Source organism: Nonomuraea sp. NPDC004580 (assembly GCF_040609855.1).
Taxonomy (GTDB): Bacteria; Actinomycetota; Actinomycetes; order Streptosporangiales; family Streptosporangiaceae; genus Nonomuraea; species Nonomuraea salmonea.
In genome coordinates this window covers 1-21,521 of sequence record NZ_JBEXLH010000035.1, presented here as the reverse complement: position 1 = coordinate 21,521, position 21,521 = coordinate 1, and the positions used below count along the sequence as shown (strand labels likewise).

16 protein-coding genes are annotated in these 21,521 nt (G+C 73.0%); 12 read left to right on the top strand and 4 right to left on the bottom strand.

Annotated features, from left to right (window positions below; genetic code table 11):
- Positions 1-99 precede the first annotated feature (99 nt).
- From ABZW11_RS29530 to ABZW11_RS29510, 5 genes are read left to right on the top strand one after another with little or no spacing between them, the layout of a single operon-like run.
- A complete protein-coding gene (locus tag ABZW11_RS29530; protein WP_355423861.1) occupies positions 100-1,596 on the top strand; it encodes an SWIM zinc finger family protein in 1,497 nt (498 codons plus the stop codon).
- Positions 1,593-3,002 (top strand): DUF5691 domain-containing protein, encoded by a 1,410-nt coding sequence (locus ABZW11_RS29525; protein ID WP_355423858.1) that lies wholly within the window; start codon positions 1,593-1,595, stop codon positions 3,000-3,002. The genes ABZW11_RS29530 and ABZW11_RS29525 overlap by 4 nt, the downstream gene beginning before the upstream one ends.
- Positions 2,999-4,063, top strand: coding sequence for an AAA family ATPase (locus ABZW11_RS29520; protein WP_355423855.1), 1,065 nt, complete (start codon positions 2,999-3,001; stop codon positions 4,061-4,063). The genes ABZW11_RS29525 and ABZW11_RS29520 overlap by 4 nt, the downstream gene beginning before the upstream one ends.
- Positions 4,060-6,285, top strand: coding sequence for a DUF5682 family protein (locus tag ABZW11_RS29515; protein WP_355423852.1), 2,226 nt, complete (start codon positions 4,060-4,062; stop codon positions 6,283-6,285). The genes ABZW11_RS29520 and ABZW11_RS29515 overlap by 4 nt, the downstream gene beginning before the upstream one ends.
- A gap of 13 nt (positions 6,286-6,298) precedes the next feature.
- The gene (locus ABZW11_RS29510) at positions 6,299-7,468 is read left to right on the top strand and encodes a VWA domain-containing protein (RefSeq protein ID WP_355424039.1); all 1,170 of its coding nucleotides are present in this window, start codon (positions 6,299-6,301) and stop codon (positions 7,466-7,468) included.
- Positions 7,469-7,474: 6 nt separating this feature from the next.
- On the opposite strand, the gene ABZW11_RS29505 is transcribed toward ABZW11_RS29510, so the two are convergent.
- Positions 7,475-8,920, bottom strand: a complete 1,446-nt coding sequence (locus ABZW11_RS29505) for an MFS transporter (protein WP_355423850.1) — start codon at positions 8,918-8,920, stop codon at positions 7,475-7,477.
- Positions 8,921-9,022: 102 nt separating this feature from the next.
- On the opposite strand from ABZW11_RS29505, the gene ABZW11_RS29500 reads away from it, so the two are divergent.
- The 3 genes from ABZW11_RS29500 to ABZW11_RS29490 all read left to right on the top strand — a co-directional run bounded on the left by ABZW11_RS29500 (position 9,023) and on the right by ABZW11_RS29490 (position 12,239).
- Complete coding sequence (locus tag ABZW11_RS29500; protein ID WP_355423847.1) at positions 9,023-9,763, top strand: TetR/AcrR family transcriptional regulator; 741 nt, start codon at positions 9,023-9,025, stop codon at positions 9,761-9,763.
- A gap of 74 nt (positions 9,764-9,837) precedes the next feature.
- Positions 9,838-11,223: an MFS transporter gene (locus tag ABZW11_RS29495; RefSeq protein WP_355423845.1), complete on the top strand. Its 1,386-nt coding sequence runs from the start codon at positions 9,838-9,840 to the stop codon at positions 11,221-11,223.
- Positions 11,224-11,234: 11 nt separating this feature from the next.
- Positions 11,235-12,239: an enolase C-terminal domain-like protein gene (locus ABZW11_RS29490; protein ID WP_355423843.1), complete on the top strand. Its 1,005-nt coding sequence runs from the start codon at positions 11,235-11,237 to the stop codon at positions 12,237-12,239.
- A 112-nt stretch (positions 12,240-12,351) separates the two neighbouring features.
- On the opposite strand, the gene ABZW11_RS29485 is transcribed toward ABZW11_RS29490, so the two are convergent.
- Together ABZW11_RS29485 and ABZW11_RS29480 are read right to left on the bottom strand one after the other, a co-directional pair.
- Positions 12,352-12,606: a hypothetical protein gene (locus tag ABZW11_RS29485; protein WP_355423840.1), complete on the bottom strand. Its 255-nt coding sequence runs from the start codon at positions 12,604-12,606 to the stop codon at positions 12,352-12,354.
- Between the two features lie 25 nt (positions 12,607-12,631).
- On the bottom strand, positions 12,632-14,194 hold the full coding sequence (locus ABZW11_RS29480; protein ID WP_355423837.1) for an LCP family protein: 1,563 nt from the start codon (positions 14,192-14,194) through the stop codon (positions 12,632-12,634).
- Positions 14,195-14,365: 171 nt separating this feature from the next.
- Here ABZW11_RS29480 and ABZW11_RS29475 point away from each other — a divergent pair, with 171 nt between their 5' ends.
- Together ABZW11_RS29475 and ABZW11_RS29470 are read left to right on the top strand one after the other, a co-directional pair.
- Positions 14,366-15,226: an enoyl-CoA hydratase-related protein gene (locus ABZW11_RS29475; protein ID WP_355423834.1), complete on the top strand. Its 861-nt coding sequence runs from the start codon at positions 14,366-14,368 to the stop codon at positions 15,224-15,226.
- A 1-nt stretch (position 15,227) separates the two neighbouring features.
- Complete coding sequence (locus tag ABZW11_RS29470) at positions 15,228-16,157, top strand: alpha/beta hydrolase (RefSeq protein WP_355423831.1); 930 nt, start codon at positions 15,228-15,230, stop codon at positions 16,155-16,157.
- Here ABZW11_RS29470 and ABZW11_RS29465 read toward each other — a convergent pair.
- Complete coding sequence (locus tag ABZW11_RS29465) at positions 16,130-17,623, bottom strand: prolyl oligopeptidase family serine peptidase (protein ID WP_355423828.1); 1,494 nt, start codon at positions 17,621-17,623, stop codon at positions 16,130-16,132. The two genes, ABZW11_RS29470 and ABZW11_RS29465, sit on opposite strands and share 28 nt — an antisense overlap.
- Positions 17,624-17,730: 107 nt before the next feature.
- On the opposite strand from ABZW11_RS29465, the gene ABZW11_RS29460 reads away from it, so the two are divergent.
- A complete protein-coding gene (locus ABZW11_RS29460; protein ID WP_355423825.1) occupies positions 17,731-18,840 on the top strand; it encodes an exonuclease SbcCD subunit D in 1,110 nt (369 codons plus the stop codon).
- Positions 18,841-21,521 (top strand): AAA family ATPase (locus tag ABZW11_RS29455; protein WP_355423822.1); only part of this gene is annotated, 2,681 nt, incomplete at its 3' end. It abuts the gene before it with no gap.

The following is a 21,521-nucleotide window of genomic DNA, read 5'->3' as shown; positions in this document are numbered from 1 at the left end:
ACATGGATCGGGCCGGTCCGGGCGGAGGGCGTCGTGGGGCTGGTCACGGGTGGGAAACGAGGCCGGGAATTGTCGGTGCGGCTGGCTAGTCTGCGGCAGGTGATCGAACGGTGGAGCCGTGATCAGGTCCTCGCCCTCGCCCCTGACGCCTCGTCCCGCAAAGCGGCGCAGGGCGTGGCCACGCCCGCCAAATGGCCGGTGCGCGGCCACACGGGCAGGGTCGTCTACGGCGAGTGCAAGGGCAGCGGGTCCACGCCCTACCTGGCGTGCGTCGACCTGAGCGAGCCCGCCTACCGGTGCAGCTGCCCGAGCCGCAAGTTCCCGTGCAAGCACGCGCTGGGGCTCCTGCTCCTGTGGTCCGACGAGGCGGTCCCGGCCGAGACGGGCGCGCCGCAGTGGGTGACGGAGTGGCTCGGCAGCCGCGCCGAACGCGCCGCCAAGTCCGCCGCCCGCGCCGCGACCGCCGCCGACACAACGGCCGCTGACACAACGGCCGCCGAACAGACCGCCGCCGGGAAGGCCGCCGCTGAGCAGGTCGACGCCGATTGGGTCGCCGCTGAGCAGACCGCCGCTGGGGCAACCCTTGCGGGCCCTGATGGCGGCGGCGCGGTCGGTGACGATGAGGCATCGAGCGAGGCCGGTGGAGTGGGGAGCGGTGCCCAGCAGGTGAGTGCGGGCGGGCGGGGTGGCTCGCGTGCGACCGGGGCGGAGTCCGTACGGCATGGGCGGGTTGCCGCTGGGCTGGCCGAGCTGGAGCGGTGGTTGGCCGACCAGGTGCGGCAGGGGCTGGCGGTGGTGGCCGAGCATGACTGGGAGGGGCTGGCCAAGCGGCTCATCGACGCGCAGGCGCCGGGCGTCGCGGGCGTGGTGTCGCGGTTGTCGCGCGTACGGGCCGAGGAGGGGTGGCCGGGGCGGTTGCTGGAGGAGTACGCCCTGCTCAGTCTGCTAGCCGTCGCCTACCGCAGGAGGGCTGAGCTGCCGCCGGACCTCGCGCGTACGGTTCTCATCCGGGTCGGGTTCCCCGTGACCAAGGAGGAGGTGCTGACGGGGCCGGTGGTCCGGGATGTGTGGCATGTCCTGGGGCGGCGTGACGAGACCCAGGACCGGTTGACCGCGCGCCGGGTGTGGCTGCGCGGCCGCCGTACGCGACGGGCCGCCCTCATCCTGTCCTTCGCGCCGCAGGGGCAGCCGCTCGACGCCTCCCTGGTGACAGGCACCGCCATCGACGCCGACCTGTCCTACTACCCGGGCGCCGCCCCGCTCCGCGCCCTGGTGGCGACCCGCCACACTCCGGCCATGTCCGCCGAGGGGCCTGAGCACGTGCCCTCCGGGATGACGCCCGCCGAAGCCCTCGACGAGATCGCCCGCGCGCTCGCCGAGGACCCGTGGACGGAGTCGTGGCCGCTCGTTCTCACGGGCGTGATCCCCGACCGGCGCACCATCGGCGGCCTGCCGCTGCATCCGCGCTCCCACGACCCCTGGCGCCTCATCGCCGTCTCCGGCGGGCACCCGCTCACCGTGGCCGCCGAATGGACGCCGTCCGGCCTGCGCCCCCTGGCCACCTGGGACGACGAAGGAACGACGGTGATCCTGTGACCGGCTGGGACGACCTCGCTTCGACCGCGCTCGTGGGCACCGACCGCCGCCCATACCCCGGCGACCTGCTGGAAGCAGCCGCCGTGGAGTCCGTACGCCGGCGAGCGGGCACCAGAACCCCCGGCGAGCCGCCACAACCCTCCGCGCCCGGCGAGGGCCGTGTACCCGGTGAGGCGGATGCCGCCGATGCGGGGCGGGTGGCCGGGCGTGCGGCTCCGGAGGAGCGGGGGCTTGTGGGGAGGCGGGCGGCGGAGCGGTTGCGGCGGATTCTCGGGGGTGAGCATGAGCGGCTGCTGCCCGAGTGGCTGGCCGCCGCGGCTGCGACCGGCCGGATCGTGCCACCGTACGTGCTGCCCGACCTGCTGGAGCGCGGGCGGCGGGATCGGTCGATGCGGGCGCATCTGGGCGTGCTGGCCGGGCAGCGGGGGCGCTGGCTGGCCGGGCTCAACCCCGGCTGGGACTACCTGCTGGAGGAGCCGACGGGCGAGACGTGGGAGCTGGGCGGCGCGGCCGACCGGCGGGCCCATCTGACGGCGCTCAGGGCGGCCGATCCCGCCCAGGCCAGGGAGCTGCTGGAGAGCACGTGGGAGCAGGAGTCGCCGGACGATCGGGCCGGGTTCGTGGAGGTGCTGGCCGAGGGGCTGAGCATGGACGACGAGCCGTTTCTGGAGGAGGCGCTCGACGACCGCCGCAGGGAGGTGCGCCAGGCCGCCGCCAACCTGCTGACCCGCCTGCCGGAGTCCCGCATGTCCCGGCGCATGGCGGAAAGGCTGCGCGCCCGCGTGACGATCACCGGCGACGCCATCGCCGTCCAGGCCCCCACGGCCTGCGACAAGGAGATGGAACGCGACGGCGTGCGCCAGAAGCCGCCCCGCGGCACCGGCGAGCGCGCCTGGTGGCTGCAGCAGATCATCGCCCGCGCCCCGCTCTCCGTCTGGGAGCACCCGCCCGCCCGGCTGCTCGCCATGAAGATCCCCGACTGGGACGTCGAGGTGAAGGGCGCCTGGGTGCGCGCGGCGGTGCTGCAGCGCGACCCGGAGTGGGCGCGGGCCATGTTCGGCTGGGACCCGATCGCCGACCTGCTCGTGGCCCTGCCGCCCGCGGAGCAGCAGGAGCTGGCGGCCAGGTTCGTCGCGGAGCACGACCTCGACAGCCAGCTCATCATGGTGCTCGGCGGGGTGTCGTCCCATTGGGGCGCGGGCCTGGCGACGGCCGTCCTCCGCAAGATCGTGAAAGTGAACACCACGCAGCCGTGGAACCTCGCCGAGCTGGTCAAGCTGGCCGGCGAGCACATCGACCCCGACCTGCACGAGCTGGCCGAAGACTTCTCCCCGGCCGAACCCGTCCAGAAGGTCGCCGCCCTGCTGCGTTTCCGCGCTGACATGCACAAGGAGCTCCACCGATGACCGTTCTGCGCCCGCACGCGGAAGACCAGTACGCCGAGGAGCTGGCCGTCCTCGCCAAGGACGACGACCGGCCGAGGCCGCCGGGCTGGAAGCTGTCGCCGTGGGCCGTCACCACGTACATCCTGGGCGACGGCGACCGCATCACCCCCAAATACGTGGGCGCGCGCCGCATCGTCGAGGTCGCGGTCGCCACCCTCGCCACCGACCGCGCGCTGCTGCTGCTCGGCGTGCCCGGCACCGCGAAGACCTGGCTGTCCGAGCACCTCGCCGCCGCCATCAGCGGCGACTCGACGCTGCTCGTGCAGGGCACGGCCGGCACGGCGGAGGAGGCCATCCGTTACGGCTGGAACTACGCGCGGCTGCTGGCCGAGGGCCCGTCGCTCGAAGCGCTCACCCCGTCGCCGGTCATGCGGGCCATGGCCGAGGGCCGGGTGGCCCGCGTCGAAGAGCTCACCCGCATGCCGTCCGACGTCCAGGACGCGCTGATCACCGTGCTGTCGGAGAAGACGCTGCCCATCCCCGAGCTCAACAGGGAGGTCCAGGCCGAGCGCGGCTTCAACGTCATCGCCACCGCCAACGACCGCGACCGGGGCGTCAACGAGCTGTCCAGCGCGCTGCGCCGCCGGTTCAACACCGTCGTGCTGCCGGTGCCCGCCACCGCCGACGAGGAGGTCGACATCGTCGCCCGCCGCGTCGCCCAGCTCGGCCGTTCGCTGGAACTGCCCGAGACGACGACGGGGCAGGCGGAGATCCGGCGGGTGGTGACCGTGTTCAGGGAGCTGCGCGCGGGGATGACCGAGGACGGCCGCACCAAGCTCAAGTCGCCCAGCGGCACCCTGTCGACCGCCGAGGCCATCTCGGTGCTGACCAGCGGCATCGCCCTGGCCGCCCACTTCGGCGACGGGGTGCTGCGGGCGTCCGACGTGGCGGCCGGGATCGTCGGGGCGGTGGTGCAGGAGCCGGTGTCGGATCGGGTGGTGTGGCGGGAATACCTGGAGACGGTCGTGCGCGAGCGTACGGACTGGCACGACTTCTACCGCGCCTGCCGCGAGGTGTCATGACCACCCAGAGGGTCTCCGTGCTCGGGGTGCGGCATCACGGGCCAGGGTCGGCGCGGGCCGTGCGGCGGGAGCTGGAGCGGTTGCGGCCCGGCGCGATCCTCATCGAGGGGCCGCCCGAGGCCGACGCGCTCGTCGCGCACGCCTGCGGGCTCGAGCCGCCGGTCGCGTTGCTGGCGCACGTGCCCGGGGCGCCGTCGCGGGCGGCGTTCTGGCCGTTCGCCGCGTTCTCGCCGGAGTGGCAGGCGATCAGGTACGGCACGGCGGCCGGCGTCCCCGTCCGCTTCTGCGACCTGCCCGCCGCCCACTCGCTCGCCGCGACCGACGAGCCAGCCGCCCCTGGCGCGGCGCCCGTCGATCCCATCGGGGCGCTGGCCGCGGCGGCCGGCTACGACGATCCCGAGCGCTGGTGGGAGGACGTGGTCGAGCACCGGGGCGGTGACACGCCGTTCGCGGTGATCGCCGAGGCCATGTCCGCCGTACGCGAGGGGCACCGGCCGGACGAGCGGGAGGCCGCGCGCGAGGCGTCCATGCGCAAGACCATCCGCGCGGCCATCAAGCAGGGCCACGACCGGATCGCGGTGATCTGCGGCGCCTGGCACGTGCCCGCGCTGACGGGGCCCTTCCCGTCCGCCACCGCCGACAACGCGCTGCTGCGCGGCCTGCCGAGGGCGAAGGTCGAGCTGACGTGGGTGCCGTGGACGTACGGGCGGCTGGCGTCGTGGAGCGGCTACGGCGCGGGCATCACCTCGCCGGGCTGGTACCACCACCTGTTCGAGGCCGGGGACCGGCCGATCGAGCGGTGGCTGGCGCAGGCGGCGGCGGTGCTGCGCGACGAGGGGCCGGCGGTGTCGTCGGCGCACGTCATCGAGTCCGTACGGCTGGCCGAGAGCCTCGCCGCCCTGCGCGGCCGCCCGCTGGCGGGGCTGGGTGAGGTCACCGAGGCGGCCAGGGCGGTGCTGTGCGAGGGCGACGACCTGGCGGTCGAGCTGATCCAGCGGCGCATGGTGGTCGGTGACCGGCTCGGGCACGTCCCCGACGGCATCCCGATGGTGCCGCTCCAGCGCGACCTGCGCGACCGGCAGCGCAGGCTCAAGCTCAAGCCCGAGGCGCTCGACCGGGAGATCGACCTCGATCTGCGCAAACCGCTCGACCTCGACCGCAGTCACCTGCTGCACCGGCTGCGGCTGCTGGCGGTCGGCTGGGGCACGCCGGGGCAGGCGCGCGGGAAGGGCACGTTCAGGGAGACGTGGACGCTGCGCTGGCGGCCCGAGCACGACCTCGCGCTCATCGAGCACGCCGCCCTCGGCACCACCGTGGTCGCCGCCGCCGGGCGGCGCGCCCGCGACCTCGCGGCGTCCGGGTCGGCGGCGCTGGCGGACCTGACGGGGCTGGTGGAGCAGTGCCTGCTGGCCGACCTGCCGGAGGCGTTGCCGGACGTGCTGGCCGCCCTGTCGGCCAAGGCGGCGCTCGACACCGACGTCACCCGGCTGATGGCGGCGCTGCCCGCGATGGTGCGGGCACACCGCTACGGCGACGTGCGCGGCACCCCGGCGGAGGGGCTGGCGGTGATCGTCCGGTCGATGCTCGAACGGATCTGCGTCGGGCTCCCGGTCGCCGTGACGGGGCTGGACGACGACGCGGCGGCCGACCTGCTCAAACACGTGGACGCCGTGCACTCGGCGGTCGCCCTCCTCGACGCCGACAGACCTGCCGTAGAAGGGGCGCCTCGGGGCCGGTGGATGGCGACGCTGCGCGCGATCAGCGAACGCCAGGACCTGCACGGCCTGATCGAAGGCCGGCTCATGAGAATCCTCCTGGACGCGGGTGAGCTGCACGACGCCGGTGACCGGATGTCGAGGGCGATGTCCCGGGGCCAGGCGCCGGCGCGGGCGGCGGCGTGGGTGGAGGGGTTCCTGGCGGGCGGCGGGTTGCTGCTGGTGCACGACCCCCGCCTGCTGGGGCTGGTCGATGAGTGGCTGACCGGGCTGTCCTGCGAGCAGTTCACCGACGTGCTGCCGCTGCTGCGCCGCACGTTCGGCGCGTTCGCGCCCCCCGAGCGCCGGGCCGTGGGGGAGCGCCTGCGCTCAGCGGGCCGCGACGACGGGCCTGGCCGGCACGACGTGGACGACCACCGCGCCGCCCCGGCGGTGGCGACCGTCCTGTCGATCCTGGGAAGAACGGCGCAGAACGCGACCGGGGGAGGGGGCAGGGCCGGTGAGTGAGCGGGATGAGCGGATGCGCCGGTGGCGGCTGGTGCTCGGCGGCGGGGCCGCCGACGGCACCGGGTGCGCGCTCGACGGTGAGGACGCGCAGATGGACGGCGCGCTGGCGGCGCTCTACGACCAGAGCGGCCGGGACGGCGGGGCCAGGGGCGGCGAGGGCGGACGGGCGGACCGGCGGGAAGGAGGGCTGGGGGCGTCGGCGCCGCGGGTGGCGCGGTGGCTGGGCGATGTCCGGACGTACTTCCCGTCCACCGTCGTCCAGGTCATGCAGAAGGACGCGATCGAGCGGCTCAACCTGACCAGGCTGCTGCTCGAACCCGAGATGCTCGAGGCCGTGGAGCCCGACGTGCACCTGGTGGGCACCCTGCTCGCGCTCAACAAGGTGATGCCAGAGCAGACAAAAGAGTCGGCCAGGGCGGTGGTGCGCACGGTGGTGGCGGAGCTGGAGCGCCGGCTGACCCAGAAGACGCGGGCCGCCGTGTCGGGGGCGCTCGACAGGTCGGCCAGGACATACCGGCCGAAGCGCACGGCCGACATCGACTGGGACCGTACGATCCGGGCGAACCTGAAGAACTACCTGCCGGAGAAGAACACCGTCGTCCCCTCGCGCCTGGTGGGCTACGCGCGCCGGCAGCGGTCGCTGCAGCGGGAGGTGGTGCTGTGCATCGACCAGAGCGGGTCGATGGCGGCCTCGGTGGTGTACGCGAGCGTGTTCGGCGCCGTGCTGGCGTCGATGCGGTCGCTGAAGACGTCGCTGGTCGTGTTCGACACGGCGGTGACCGACCTGACCGACCGGCTGCACGACCCGGTGGAGCTGCTGTTCGGCACCCAGCTCGGCGGCGGCACCGACATCAACAGGGCCATCGCCTACAGCCAGGGCCTCATCACCCGCCCGGCCGACTCGATCTTCGTGCTGATCAGCGACCTGTACGAGGGCGGGATCAGGGAGGAGATGCTGCGCAGGGTGGCGGCGATGACGCAGGCCGGCGTCCAGGTGATCGTGCTGCTCGCGCTGTCCGACGAGGGGGCGCCCTTCTACGACCACGAGAACGCGGCCGCGCTGGCCGCGATGGGTGTGCCCGCGTTCGCCTGCACACCCGACGCCTTCCCCGATCTCATGGCCGCGGCCATCGAGCGGCGCGACATCGCCCGCTGGGCCGAGCACCACACCGCCGCACCCTGACCCGCCTCACGCGGCCTGCTGCTCAGGACGGGCGTGCCGGGGCAGCAGGTACGACAGCCCGAACGTCAGCGCCAGCAGCCCCACCTCGACCCACACGGTGACCTGCATGGCGGCGCCGAAGCTCCACTGCCCGGCCAGCATGTTGAAGAACAGCGTGCCGAGCAGCGCGGTGCCGAACGCGCCGCCGAGCTGCTGGATGCCGGTCAGCGTGCCGGAGGCGGAGCCCGACTCGTGCGGCTCGACGCCGGCGAGCACGATGTCGAAGAACGGCGCCATGGTGAGCCCCATGCCGATGCCGGCCAGCGCGAGCCCGGGGGCGAGCTGCAGTGTGCCGACGTCGGTGCCGGCCAGGTGAATGGTCAGGGCGAGCGTGGCCGCGCCGGCGGCCATGACGACGGTGCCGATCTGCAGCAGGCCGCGCCCCAGCTTCTCCTGCAGGCCCGACATGGCGATGCCGAAGCCGACGACGCCGCCGAGCGCCTGCGGCAGCGCGGCCAGGCCGGCTTCGAGCGGGCTGAAGCCGAGGCCGAGCTGGGTGTAGAGGCTGAAGACGAGGCTGAAGCCGATCATGCCGGAGAAGAACGCGAGCCCGGCGACGAGCCCGCCGGTGAAGGCCCGCCTGCGGAACAGGCTGGGCGTGACGAGCGGGTCGCGGCCCGAGGCGGCGCGGCGGGCCTCGTACCGGCCGAAGAGGGCGAACACCGCGATCGACGCGGCCATCGACACGAACGTCCAGGCCGGCCAGCCCAGCTCGCGGCCCTGGATGAGCGGGAAGACGAGCAGGAACGCGGCGACCGAGACGAGCCCGACGCCGGGCAGGTCGAGGCGGGTGGCGCCGGCGGAGCGGTATTCGGGCAGGTAGCGCAGCGCGGCGAGGACGGCGGCCAGGCCGAGGGGCAGGTTGATCAGGAAGATCATGCGCCAGCCGGTGCCGAAGAAGTCGGCGTCGACCAGCCAGCCGGCCAGCACGGGACCGCCCACGGACGAGATCGTCATGACGGGCCCGAACATGCCGAACGCCTTGCCCATCTCGTGCGGCGGGAACATCTCCTTGATCAGCCCCAGCCCCTGCGGGATCATCACCGCGCCGAACAGGCCCTGCAACACGCGGCTGGCGATCAGCATCTCGGGGCTGACCGCGACGCCGCACAGCAGCGAGGCCGCGGTGAAGCCGCAGGCGCCGATCACGAACATGCGCTTCTTGCCGTAGAGGTCGCCGAGACGCCCGCCGGTGATCAGGCCGACGGCCATCGCCAGCGTGTAGCCGGCGCCGAGCCACTGCACGAGGCTGTCGGAGCCGCCCAGCTCCTTCTGCACGGTGGGGGCGGCGATCGTGGTGACGAGCGCGTCCAGGAGGTCCATGACCTCGGCCGCCAGGATCACGAACAGGGCGACCCAGCGCCATCGGTAGGGCTGTAGCTCGGTCTGCGCCGAAGGTGCGGTCACGGTCATGGGGCGACTCCTTGCATAACGGTGTTCGTAGGGACGAACGGCGTTCGTCAACGAACACCGTTTTAGTGGCGAACGGTGTTCGTGTCAAGTACACTGTTCGCCATGGTGGATCGCAAAGGAGCGGACGGCGTCCCGGCGCCGCCGTGGCGCAAGACGCGCAAGCCGGTGCAGCCGAGACGGCAGCTCAGCCAGGACCTCATCGTCGAGACCGGGATGCGCATCCTCGACGCCGAGGGGCTCGACGCGCTCAGCATGAGAAGGGTGGCGCAGGAGCTCGACACCGGCCCCGCCTCGCTCTACGCCCACGTCGCCAACAAGGAGGAGCTGCTGGAGCTGCTCTACGACCGGGTGCTCGGCGAGATCGTGCTCCCCGAACGCGATCCGGGCCGCTGGAAGGAGCAGTTGCGGGCGTACGCGCTGGAGGCGCACCGCGTGCTCGGCGCGCACGGCGACGTCGCCAGGGCGGCGCTGGCCACCATCCCCACGGGCGAGAACTCCGTACGCGCGGGCGAGTTCGTGTACGGGCTGCTCGTCGAGGCCGGCATGCCGCCCAGGGAGGCGGCCATCGCCATCGACCGGCTCTCGCTCTACATCGTCGGCGACGCCTACGAGGGGTCGCTGCACTACGCCAGAATGCGCGCGGCCGGCTACGACAACAGGGAAGACTACTTCAACGCGTTCAGCGACCAGATCTCGGCCTACTACCGCGCGCTCCCGGCCGAGCAGTTCCCCCACGTCACCGAGCACGTCGACGACCTCGTGGACGCCGAGGGCGAGGAACGCTTCCGCTACGGGCTCGACCTCATCCTCGACGGCATCGAGGCCCGCATGCCCGAAGGCTGAGCCTGCCTTAGGCCCAATTGCCTAGGGCCGATGCCCGATGTGCCGGGCAGGGGCCGCGCCGTACGTTTTCGCACATGACGACGATTGTGGAGAAGACCGCGGCGGCCCCTCCGGGTGCGCTGTCCGCCCCCTACCGGGCCTTGAGCATCGGACTGGTCGCGCTCGTGACGCTGGTGGCGTTCGAGGCGATGGCGGTGGCCACCGCCATGCCCGTGGTGGCGCGCGACCTCGACGGCATGCCCCTGTACAACCTGGCCTTCAGCGCCACCCTGGCGGCCAGCGTGATCGCGACCGTGCTGGGCGGGCGATGGAGTGACGTACGCGGGCCGCTGCCGCCCATCGCGGTCGGCGTGGCCACCTTCGTGGCGGGCCTGCTGCTCGCGGGGTTCGCGCCGATCATGGAGGTGTTCGTGGCCGGCCGGTTCGTGCAGGGGCTCGGCGCCGGGCTGATCCAGGTGGCCCTGTACGTGCTCGTCGCCCGCGCCTACCCGCCCGCGATGCATCCCCGCGTGTTCGCCCTGTTCTCGGCGGCCTGGGTGGTGCCCTCGATGGTCGGCCCGGCGATCGCCGGTTTCGTGGTGGAGAACACCGACTGGCGGTGGATCTTCCTCGGGGTGACGCTGATCGTGATCCCGGCGGCGCTGCTGCTGTGGCGCGGCGCCGCGGGGCGTACCGGTGAGGACGACCCCGTCGCAGGACCCGCGCCCGGCCTCGGACGCAAGCTCGTCTGGGCCACGCTCACCGCCGTCGCCGCCGCACTCCTGCAGTATGGCGGCGCGCTCAAGACGGCCGGCCTGCCCCTGCTCGCGGCGGGCATCGTGCTGCTCGCCGTGTCCCTGCCCAAGCTGCTGCTGCCCGGCTCGATGCGGGCCGCCCGCGGCCTGCCCACCGCGCCCGTCCTGCGCGGCCTGGCCTTCGGCGCGCTGACCGCCACCGAGGTGTTCATCCCGCTCATGCTGATGAACGAACGCGGCCTGACCGCCACCGGCGCCGGCGTCGTGCTCACGATCGGCGCGCTCGGCTGGTCCACCGGCTCCTGGATCAAGGGCCGCGGCATGGTCGGCAACATGGCCGCCATCAGGGGCGGCGCCGCGATGATCGCCACCGGCATCGGGCTGGTGACGCTCGTCCTGCTCGACTCCATGCCGATCGCGGTCGCGTACGTCGCCATGGCCATCGCCGGTCTCGGCATCGGCGCGCTGCACCCGACGGTGTCCGTGCTGGTGCTGGAGATGTCCAAGGAGGGCGAGGAGGGCGGCAACAGCGCGGCCGTCGGCGTCGGCGAGTCGGTGTTCACCGTGGTGGCGGTCGCGATCAGCGGCGCCCTGTTCACCGCCGCCGGCGAGAGCTACCTCATCGGCCTCGCCTTCACCGCGCTGCTGGCCGTCGGAGCCTTCGTGCTGGCCCCGCGTTTTGTGCACGCTTCCGCACCGGGCACTATGGAGGGAGCCGCGCCATAAGAGGGGGATGCATGCCGCGAGTCCGGGAGCTTGAGGTTTTCCGGCTTGTCCTGCCCTTGGGCAGGAGGTCGGAGAGCCTGCTCGTCAAGCTCACCGACCACGGGGGCATGACCGGATGGGGCGAGGCGACCGCACCCCCGGCCAAGACCTGGTCGAGGCTGGAGGAGACGCTGGCGGCGCTGCTCATCGGCGTCGACTGGGAACACCCCGACACCCTGCCGAGCGGCGACAGCGCCGTCGACATGGCCTGCTGGGACCTGTGGACCAAGATGCGCGGGGTGCCGCTCGCCGAGGCGATCGGCGGCACCCGCACCTCCCTCATGGCGACCGTCCGGCTGTCGCCCGACTCGTCGGTCGAGGGCCTGGTCACCCGGGTCAACCAGCAGATCTGCGCCGGTTACGGACATGTCACCCTCGACGTACGGCCCGGCTGGGACGTCGAGCCCGTACGCGCGGTGCGGCAGGCGTACCCGGCGCTGACCCTGGCCGTCGACTGCGGCAACGCCTACACCGACCTCGACCAGCTCGTCGCCCTCGACTCCTACGGCCTCGAGGTCATCGAACGCCCCTTCGCCACCACCGACGTCCACTCCCACGCCTCGCTCCAGGACCAGGTGACCGCGTCCGTGGCGGTCGAGGTCGCCTCGGCCGCCGAGCTCGACGACTACCTCACCCTGCGCGCGGCCCGCGTGCTGCTGCTGCGGCCGGCCGCGTTCCCTTCGCTGTCGGAGGCCCGCCGCGCCCACGACCGCGCCGCCGCGGCCGGATGGGACATCCAGTGCACCGGCGGTCAGGGCGCCGGCCTGGCCAGGGCCGCCACCGTCGCGGTGGCCAGCCTGCCGGGGTGCACGCTGCCGTGCGACGTGACGCAGCCGCCCCGCCAGAACCAGATCGTCACGCCCGTGGTGGGCGCGAACGGCGGCGTCATCGCGGTGCCGCTGACACAGTCGGGGCTCGGCCACGAGATCGACGAGGACCGCCTCCGCCGCATGACCAAGGAGTCCTTCCACGCCTGACCTTGTGGCGCCGGGCGGAGCGGCCGGTCATGGCGCGGTCGTGGGGTTGCGCGCTCGTCCCATCACTGCTCGCTCCGGCACCGCGCCCTGCCGGGCCGGGGTCCGGCCGGGATCAGAAATGCAGCGAGCGGGCCAGGTGCACGCCGGTGATGATGTCGGCGATGCCGGACAAGCGGGACCCGGCCTCGATGAGCACGTCACGGACGCCGTGCGTCCGGTCCACGAGCCCGCTCGTGGGTGTGCCGGCGGCGACGATCAGCGCGAGCGCGGACAGGGCGAGCAGGCGGCGGTGCATGACGGACCTCCCGAGGTACGGCGACACCGCCCAGGAGATCATGAGGGCCGCCGCGCCCGGCGGATACGCCACAGAGCCGAGGCGGGTTCTTTACCGATCAGCTCCGGGCCGAGGGGCCGCAGCCCTGCGTGAGGCCCTGCACGGGGTCGTCCCCGTCCTGCTTGGCCGACTTCTTCTTCGGCGCGGGCGTCTTCGACGGCGAAGCCGACGGTGAGATGGACGGTGAGATGGACGGTGAGATGGACGGTGAGATGGACGGTGAGATGGACGGGGAGGTGGACGGTGAGGCTGGGGCCGGTGAAGCCGACGGTGAGGCGGAGGCCGCGACGGGCCCCTCGGGACGGGACGACTCGCGGATCGCCTTCTGAGCCAGGGAGCGGATCTCGTCCCAGTCGGGGTAGCCGGTGTTGATCAGCGGCGGCACGAACTGCAGGCTGGTCACCTCGGCGTTCTTCACCTTCAGCGCCAGCGGCACGAGGTGCTGCAGCATCGGCTGCGGAACGTCGGTCCTGATCAGGTTCTTGGTGGCTCGCGCGACCTGGTTGAACCTGGTCAGAATCGTCGCCGGGTCGGCCTGGTCGAGCAGCGCGCCGATCACGCAGCGCTGGCGGCGCATGCGGGTGTAGTCGTCGCTGAAGGTGCGCGAGCGGGCGTACCACATGGCGTCGGCGCCCTTGAGGCGGCGCGTGCCGGCCTTGACCAGGCCCTCGTTGTACTTGCCGAAGACGACGTCCTGCTCGACGGTGATCGTGATGCCGCCGATCGCGTCGATCAGGCGGGCGAAGCCCCACATGTTGACCAGGGCGTACCAGTCGACGTCGAGGCCGAGCGTGTAGCCGATGGTGTCCATCAGCACCTTGGGCCCCTGGTGCTGCTTGCCGCCGAACAACTCGGGGTGGGCGTCGGCGTACTCCCACACGCTGTTGAGCAGGTCGCTGCTGCCGCCGCCGGCGTCCTTCGGCAGGTCGAAGCCGCCGGGAAAGCGGCGGGCCATCGGCGTGCCGGGACGGAAGCGCACGTCCTCGAGGTTGCGCGGCAGACTGAACAGCACGGTGTTGCCGCTCCGCACGTCGATGCTGGCCAGGTGCATGCTGTCGGTACGCACACCGGTCCTGTTGTCGTCGGCGTCGCCGCCCAGCAGCAGGATGTTGACCCGCTCGCGCCCGGCCCACGGGTCCTCTGGCTCGGGTTCGGGGGCCGGCGGCTGATCGGCGAGCTCGGGGGGCTGGAAGATGTGGCCGAGCGCCTGCCGGTAGGTGTTCGCGGAGTGGGCGGCGTACCCGAACGGCACCACGACCACGATGGCGAGCAGCCCGGCCAGCGTGCCGGTGAGCGCCTGCCCCGCCGGGCCGAGCCGCCCGGGCCGCAGCACCACGAACGAGTGCACGATCAGCGTGAACCAGGCCGCGCCCAGCAGTCCCGTGCCGATCATGACGGCGGTGATCCACGAGTTCTGGGTGGCCGAGCCGAGCAGCGTGCCGAGATCGCTGGTCAGCACGACCGCGAGCACGGCCAGCAGCATGGCGGCGTAGCAGGAGATGAGGACGAGGCCGGTCCTGCGCCGGCCGGCGCGCAGATGAGCGGCCCCGGGCGCGAGTGCCGCCAGCACGAGCCACCCGAGGACCGCCGCGGCGCTCCCTGGTTCCTTCGCCTGCTCCACGCCTTCCCCGTTTCCCCGCGTGTTCCACCATAGGCGCGAAGCCCTCGAACCCGGTGGTCGACCGCGCGGCGCGGTCGTCCCCGGGCTTCATCGAGGCGGCAGCCTATGCTCCGTATACGAAATATGACGTTATCTGGGGATGAATTTCAGCGACCGAATAAGATTCTAGGCATGGGCTTCTCAGAGATCGAGTACGGGGTGACCGATCGCATCGCCACCGTGACATTGAAGCGTCCCGACCGGCTGAACGCCTTCACCTTTACGATGCGCGGAGAGTTGATCGAGGCTTTCGACCTGGCCGACGCCGATGACGACGTCCGCGCGGTGGTGGTCACCGGGGCCGGCCGGGCGTTCTGCGCCGGGGCCGACCTGGGCGGCGGCGCAGGCACGTTCAAGGGCAAGGAGTGGGGCGAGACCGTGGACGGCGTGCCGCGCGACGGCGGCGGCACGGTCGCGCTGCGCATCGCCCGCTCGCTCAAGCCCGTCATCGGCGCGATCAACGGCCCGGCCGTCGGCGTCGGCGTCACGATGACGCTGCCCATGGACGTCCGGCTCGCCTCGGAGGACGCCAGGTTCGGGTTCGTGTTCGCGCGGCGCGGCATCGTCACCGAGGCGGCGTCGAGCTGGTTCCTGCCCAGGATCGTCGGCATCGCCCAGGCCATGGAGTGGGCCGCCACCGGCCGCGTCTTCCCCGCCTCCGAGGCGCTCGAAGGGCGGCTGGTCTCGCGCGTCCATCCAGCGGACGAGCTGCTGCCCGCCGCGTACGCGCTGGCCAGGGAGATCGCCGACAACACCGCGGCCGTCTCGGTCGCCGCCATCCGCCGCCTCATGTGGTCGGGCCTGTCGGCCGCCTCGCCCTGGGAGGCGCACGCCGCCGACTCCCGCCTCATGACGGAGCTCGGCGGCGCGCCCGACACGGTCGAGGGCGTCACCGCCTTCCTCGACAAGCGGCAGCCGGACTTCCCGATGCGGGTGAGCACCGACCTGCCCTCCGGTGTGCCCTCCTGGCCCGACGATCCCTATCGTGTCTAGCATGTACGAGATCACCGTGCTGCCCATGCCCGACGACTTCGAGGGCGAGGTCGTCGCGACGCTGGTGTCCAGGAAGGCCGAGCCCGCCTCCCGCAGGGCGGTGCTCTACCTCCACGGCTTCACCGACTACTTCTTCCAGGACCACCTGGCCGACCACTACGTCCAGCGCGGCATCGACTTCTACGCGCTCGACCTGCGCAAATACGGCCGATCCCTGTTGCCGCACCAGACCAGGGGCCTGGTCAGGAGCGTCACCGAATACTTCCCCGAGATCGACGAGGCCGTCCGCGTCATCAGGCGCGACCACGACGAGCTGACCATCAACGCCCACTCCACCGGCGGGCTCGTCGCGTCCCTGTGGGCCGACCGGGTCCGCGGGCGGGGCCTGGTGCAGGGGCTCGTGCTCAACAGCCCGTTCTTCGACCTCAACGTGCCCACCCACCTGCGGCTGGCCGCCGACCTGCTCAAGACGCCGCTGTCGTACACGCGGTGGGTGCTGCCGCTGCCCTCCAGCAACGTCTACGGCCGCACCCTGCACCGCAGCGAGCACGGCGAATGGGACTACGACCTGGAGCTCAAGCCGCTCGGCGGCTTCTCCGTGCACGCCATGTGGCTGGCCGCCATCCGGCGCGCCCAGCGGCGGCTGCACGGCGGGCTCTCCGTGGACGTGCCGGTGCTCGTGCTCGCCTCAAGCAACGGCCTGCGCGTACGCGACTTCGTCCCCGAGGCCCGCTCGGCCGACATCGTGCTCGACCCCTGCCACATCGCCCGCTGGTCCACCTCGGTCGGGCCGCACGTGACCTGCGTGCGCATCCAGGACGGCGTCCACGACCTCGTGCTGTCCGCCGAGCCCGTACGCAAGCAGGTCTTCGCCGAGATCGACCGCTGGATGGCCGCCTTCATTCACCAGGGGAAGGAGAACAGCCCGTAGTAGGCGGCGGCCACGAGCAGCAGCCCTGTGCCGCCCAGCACGCCGGCCACGGACACGTACTGCCAGCGGGTCGGCTGCAGCCCCTCGCGCAGCGCCGACACGTACGCCGCCACCGCCGTGACCTCCTGGATCAGCATGAGCACGGCCAGCAGCCGCACCACCAGCCAGCCGGCCAGCACGGCCGGCCAGGCGCCCGCCTGGTTGACCGAGAACAGCACCAGCAGCGTGATGAACGCGACCACCGAGGCCAGCAGCCCGAGCCCGGTCCACGCCATCCGGGTCAGGCGCCGCCTGATCGGCGGCCACAGGCGGGCGTTGGTCTCGACCGGGGTCTGGTGGCGGTGCCGCAGGCGGACCACCATGGCCGCCACCGGGCCCGCCACGTAGCCGACGGCGGCCAGGCAGATCGTCAGGCCGAGCATCGTGCCGCCCGCGTACCAGGGGGCGGCCGGCACGTCGCTCGCCTCGAACCGCTGCACCGGCGTCGCGCCCGCCATGTGCACCGCCGGCTTCGCCGTGCGCGGCAGGCCCTTGATCCAGTTGGCCAGGGTCTCCAGGTAGCCGCTGGTGAAGTCGCCGCCGTTGACCCGCATGGCGTGATCGCCCTTGGCCATGAACCGGATCGTGTAGTCGTCGTTGCCCGCCTTGCCGAGCGCCGTGATGAGCGCCTTGGTGGACTCGACGAAGGGGATCGAGGGGTCTGTGGTGCCGTAGAACGCCAGGACCGGCTGCTTGACCTGGCTTAATGCGGGAATCGCGTCGTAGCGCAGGAAGTCGAACCCGACCCCGCCCATCGCCCTGGTCAGCAGGTCGCGTACGCCGGCGGGGGCCCGCAGCCGCAGCAGCTGCTCGTTCAGCGCCCAGGCGACCTGGCGCAGCGGGGAGACGTTGGGGGACGACACCAGCACGATGAACCCGACCGACGTGCTCTTGGCCGCCGCGATCGGCACCACCCAGCCGCCCTCGGACACGCCCCACACGCCCACCCGCGCGGGATCGACCTCGGGCCGCGTCCGCAGGTACTCGACCATGCGCAGCGCGTCGTCCGCCAGCAGGCCGAAGTCGCGGCGGCGGAAGTCGTAGCCGATCGTGCGCTTGTCGAACGCGATCGTCACCACGCCCGCCTTCGCCAGGAACTCCGCCTGCGGCGTGAACTCCTCACGCGAGCCGTTGCCCGACCCGGACACGAACACCATCGCCGGGTGCCGCCCAGGCGTGAGCGGCACCCGCAGCGTGCCCTGGAGCCGCTGGGCCTCCGCCGGGATGGAGATCTTCTCCTCGCGGATCGCGCCGGCGGCGATCACCGGCCTCAGCTCCTCGACGGGCTGAGGCGGGATCGCCTGGAAAGCTGGATCGACCTTGAGCGGCGGCGGGTCGAATGCGGGCGGCAGCACGTACCCGACCGTCGCGAGAGCCACCAGCACCAGACCGGCGGCGACGCTCAAGGTGCCACGGCCAGTGCGCATCGGCCTCCCCATGTGCGTTGGTTTGCCCGCTGATCTTTCAGCCTACTCCCGGCGCGTGGGACGGGAGAGGCCGCATTTGTCAGTGAGAGCTGTTAGCTTCCTGCGACATGCGGATCCTGCACACCTCCGACTGGCACCTCGGGCGCTCCTTCCACCGCGAGAGCCTGCTCGCCGGGCAGGCCGCGTTCGTCGATCACCTGGTCGAGACCGTGCGGGCCGAGCGGGTCGACGTCGTGGCGGTGGCCGGCGACGTCTACGACCGAGCGCTGCCGCCCGTCGACGCCGTCGCCCTGCTCGACGAGGCGCTCGCCCGGCTGCGCGCCGCCGGGGCCCGGGTGGTGCTGATCAGCGGCAACCACGACTCGGCGCTGCGGCTGCGGTTCGGCTCCGCGCTGTTCGAGGCGGCGGGCGTCCACGTGCGCACCTCGCCCGACCAGTCGTGGGAGCCCGTCCTGGTCGACGACGTCGCCTTCTACGGCATCCCCTACATCGAGCCCGAGCTGGTCCGCGCCCAGTGGGAGCTGCCCGACCGCAGCCACACCGCCGCCATCACCCACGCCATGACCCGCATCAGGGCCGGCGCCGCCCGCCACCGCGCATCGGTGGTGCTGTCCCACTGCTTCGTGACCGGCGGGCAGGCCAGCGACAGCGAGCGCGACATCAGCGTCGGCGGGGTCGCCCACGTGCCGCTGGCGGCGTTCGACGGCGCCGACTACGTCGCGCTCGGCCACCTGCACGGGCGGCAGCGCATGTCCGAGACCGTGCGCTACTCGGGCTCGCCGCTGGCCTACTCCTTCTCCGAGGCCGGCCACGTCAAGGGCTCCTGGCTGGTGACGCTGGGGGAGGAGGTGGAGTTCGTGCCCGCTCCCGTGCCCCGTCCCGTCGGGCGGCTGCGCGGCGAGATCGACGACCTGCTCACCCACCCCCGCCACGCCCCCTACGAGGACCACTGGCTGCAGATCATCCTCACCGACCCCGTGCGCCCCAAGTCCGCGATGGACCGCCTGCGTGCCCGCTTCCCCCACACCCTCGCGCTGTCCTTCGAGCCCGTGGGCGCCGTCCCCGCGGCGCAGCCCGTACGCCTCAGCGGGCGGCCCGAGGCGGAGGTCGCGCTCGACTTCGTCAAGGAGGTCCGCGGCGAGCCTGCCGCACCCGAGGAGGAAGACCTGCTAAGACAGGCCATCGAGGCGTCCAGGGCGAAGGAGACGATGGCGTAGATGCGGCCGCACCGGCTCACGCTGACGGCGTTCGGCTCCTTCCCCGGCACCGAGACCGTCGACTTCGACGCATTGGCCGAGGCCGGGCTCTTCCTCGTCCACGGGCCCACCGGGGCGGGCAAGACCACCGTCCTCGACGCGCTCTGCTTCGCCCTCTACGGTCAGGTGCCCGGCCAGCGCAACAGCGCCCGCAGCCTGCGCTGCGACCACGCCCCGCCCGGCACCGGCCCTTCGGTGACCCTTGAGGTGACCCTCCGGGGCCGTTTACTGCGCATCCAGCGCTCACCCGCCTGGCAGCGGCCCAAGCTGCGCGGCACGGGCGTCACCGAGGAGAAGTCCAAGGTCGTGCTGTCGGAGTGGCAGGGCGCCGGCTGGCACGGCCTCACCACCCGCCTCGACGAGGCCGGCGACCTCGTCGGGCAGCTGCTCGGCATGAACGCCGACCAGTTCTGCCAGGTGGCCATGCTGCCGCAGGGCGACTTCGCCCGCTTCCTGCGCGCCGCCGGCGACGAACGCGCCAAACTCCTCGAACGCCTCTTCACCGTCAAGATCTTCACCTCGGCCGAGTCGTGGCTGGCGGAACACCGCAAACAGTCCTGGCGCGAAGCCCAGGACCTCCGCCAGGAGGTCGACTTCGCCGTCAAACGCCTGGAGGAAGCCGCCGGCCCCACCCTCCTGCACTCCCTCACCCCGGACCCTGAGCCCACCGAGCCCGTGGCCTCAGCCGCCGGGGAGGCGCCGTCGCCGGAGGAGGAGCCGTTGCCGTGGGCGGGCGCGCTGCTCGACGCCGCGCGGGCCGTCGTGACGCGGGCCGAGGAGGAGCACGCCGCGGCAGGCGTCGCCGTACGCGCCGCGCGCACCCGCTTCGAGCAGGCCGCCGCCCTGGCCGAGCGCCAGCGCCGCTACGCCGAGGCGCTCACCCTGCGCCGCACCCTCGACGAGCGGGCCGACGAGCGCGCCGACCTCCAAGCCATCCTCGACGACGCCGCCAGAGCCGACCGCGTCGTCCCCCTGATCACGGCCGCCCGCCAGCGCATGGAGGCCGCCACCAAGGCCCGCACCCTGGCCGCCGACGCCCTCGCCCGCGCCCGCCCCCTCCTGTCCTCCTCCGACCCCTCCGCCTTGGACGGGGCTCCCGACGGGCGGTATGGCGATCAGCGGCGGATCGAGGAGGGTGGGCCGAACGTCGGGGAGCTCGCGGCGCTGGAGAGGGCGCGGCAGGACGAGATCGCGCGGCTGCAGGAGCTGCTCACCGAGGAGGCCCGGCTCTCCGTGGTCAGGCGCGACCTGCTGCGGGTCGAGGACGAGCTGGCCGAGCTGCTGCGCGCCGACGAACGCGTGACCGCGCGGCTGGCCGAGCTGCCGGCCCTCATCGAGCGGGCCGAGGCGGGCCTGGCGGTCGCGCGTACGGACGCGGCCAGGATTTCGGCGGCCAAGGCCGCACGCGACGCGGCCGCGCACCTCATCGAGATCGACGGCGAGCTGGCCGCCCTGGCGATGGAGCTGGACGGGCTGGCGCAGCGGGAGGCCGAGGTGGCCGCCGCCGAGGCCGAGCTGCCCGCCCGGCTCGCCGAGACAGAGGCCGCGCTGGCCGACGTACGCGCCCAGGCCGCCGCCATCCCCGCCCAGACGGCCGCGCTGGAGTCGGCCAGGGCCGCGCTGGAGGCGACCCACCGCCGCGAGACGCTCGCCGGCGAGCTCGAAGCGGCGAGGGCCGCGCACCAGGTGCTCGTCGACCAGGCCCAGGCCGCCCGCGAACGCTGGCTCGACCTGCGCCAGGCCCGCATCGACGGCATGGCGGCCGAGCTGGCGCGCGACCTCGCCGACGGGCAGCCGTGCGCGGTCTGCGGCTCCGAGCACCACCCCCAACCGGCCGCGCCCGCGCCCAGTGCCCCTTCGGCCGACGACGAGCGCGAGGCCGAGGCCGCCCATGACGCCGCCCTGAGCGAACGCGAGGCCGCCGAACGTACCCTGGCCTCCCTGGAGTCCCGCCACGCCGACGTGTCCGCCGCCACCGAAGGTCTGGACGTGGCGACCGCGGAGGAGCACGTGGAGCAGGCCGAGCAGGAGCTGGCCCGCATCCAGGCGGTCGCCGACCGCGAGCCGGCCTTGGCCTCCGCGCTCGAACGGGTCGAGGACGACCGCGAACGCGTCCGCGACCGGGCGCGTGAGATCGCCGAGGCCCTCGCCGCCAACCGAGCCCACCGGGCACAGCGGCAGGCCGAGCGGGCACGCGTACGCGCTCAGCTCGACCTGGATCCCGAGCCTGAGCGAGCGCAGGGAGAGGGCGTATCGGCGCGGCTGGATCCCGACGACGCCATGGCCGGGCGGGAGCAGGTGGCGCGGCTCGGCGTGGAGCTTGAGGCTGAGGTGGTGCTGGCGGCGGCTGAGCGTGAGTTGCGCAGGCTTCAGGAGTCGGCGGACGGGGAGCCTCGGCTGGCGGAGGAGGCCGCGCGGCTCGGGCGCGAGCGTGGCGAGCTGGAGGAGCAGGGACGCCGGGTGGCGGCGCGCCTCGCGGCCGCGCGTACCCGGCATGAGGAGCTGAGCGGCGACGCGGGACGGCTCACCGCGCGGCTCGACGCGGCGCGCGGCGGCGACGCCACGCTGACCGCCCGCCTGTCCCGGCTGAACGACGAGGCCGAGCTGCTGCGTGAGGCGCTGGAGGCGACACAGGCGGCGGT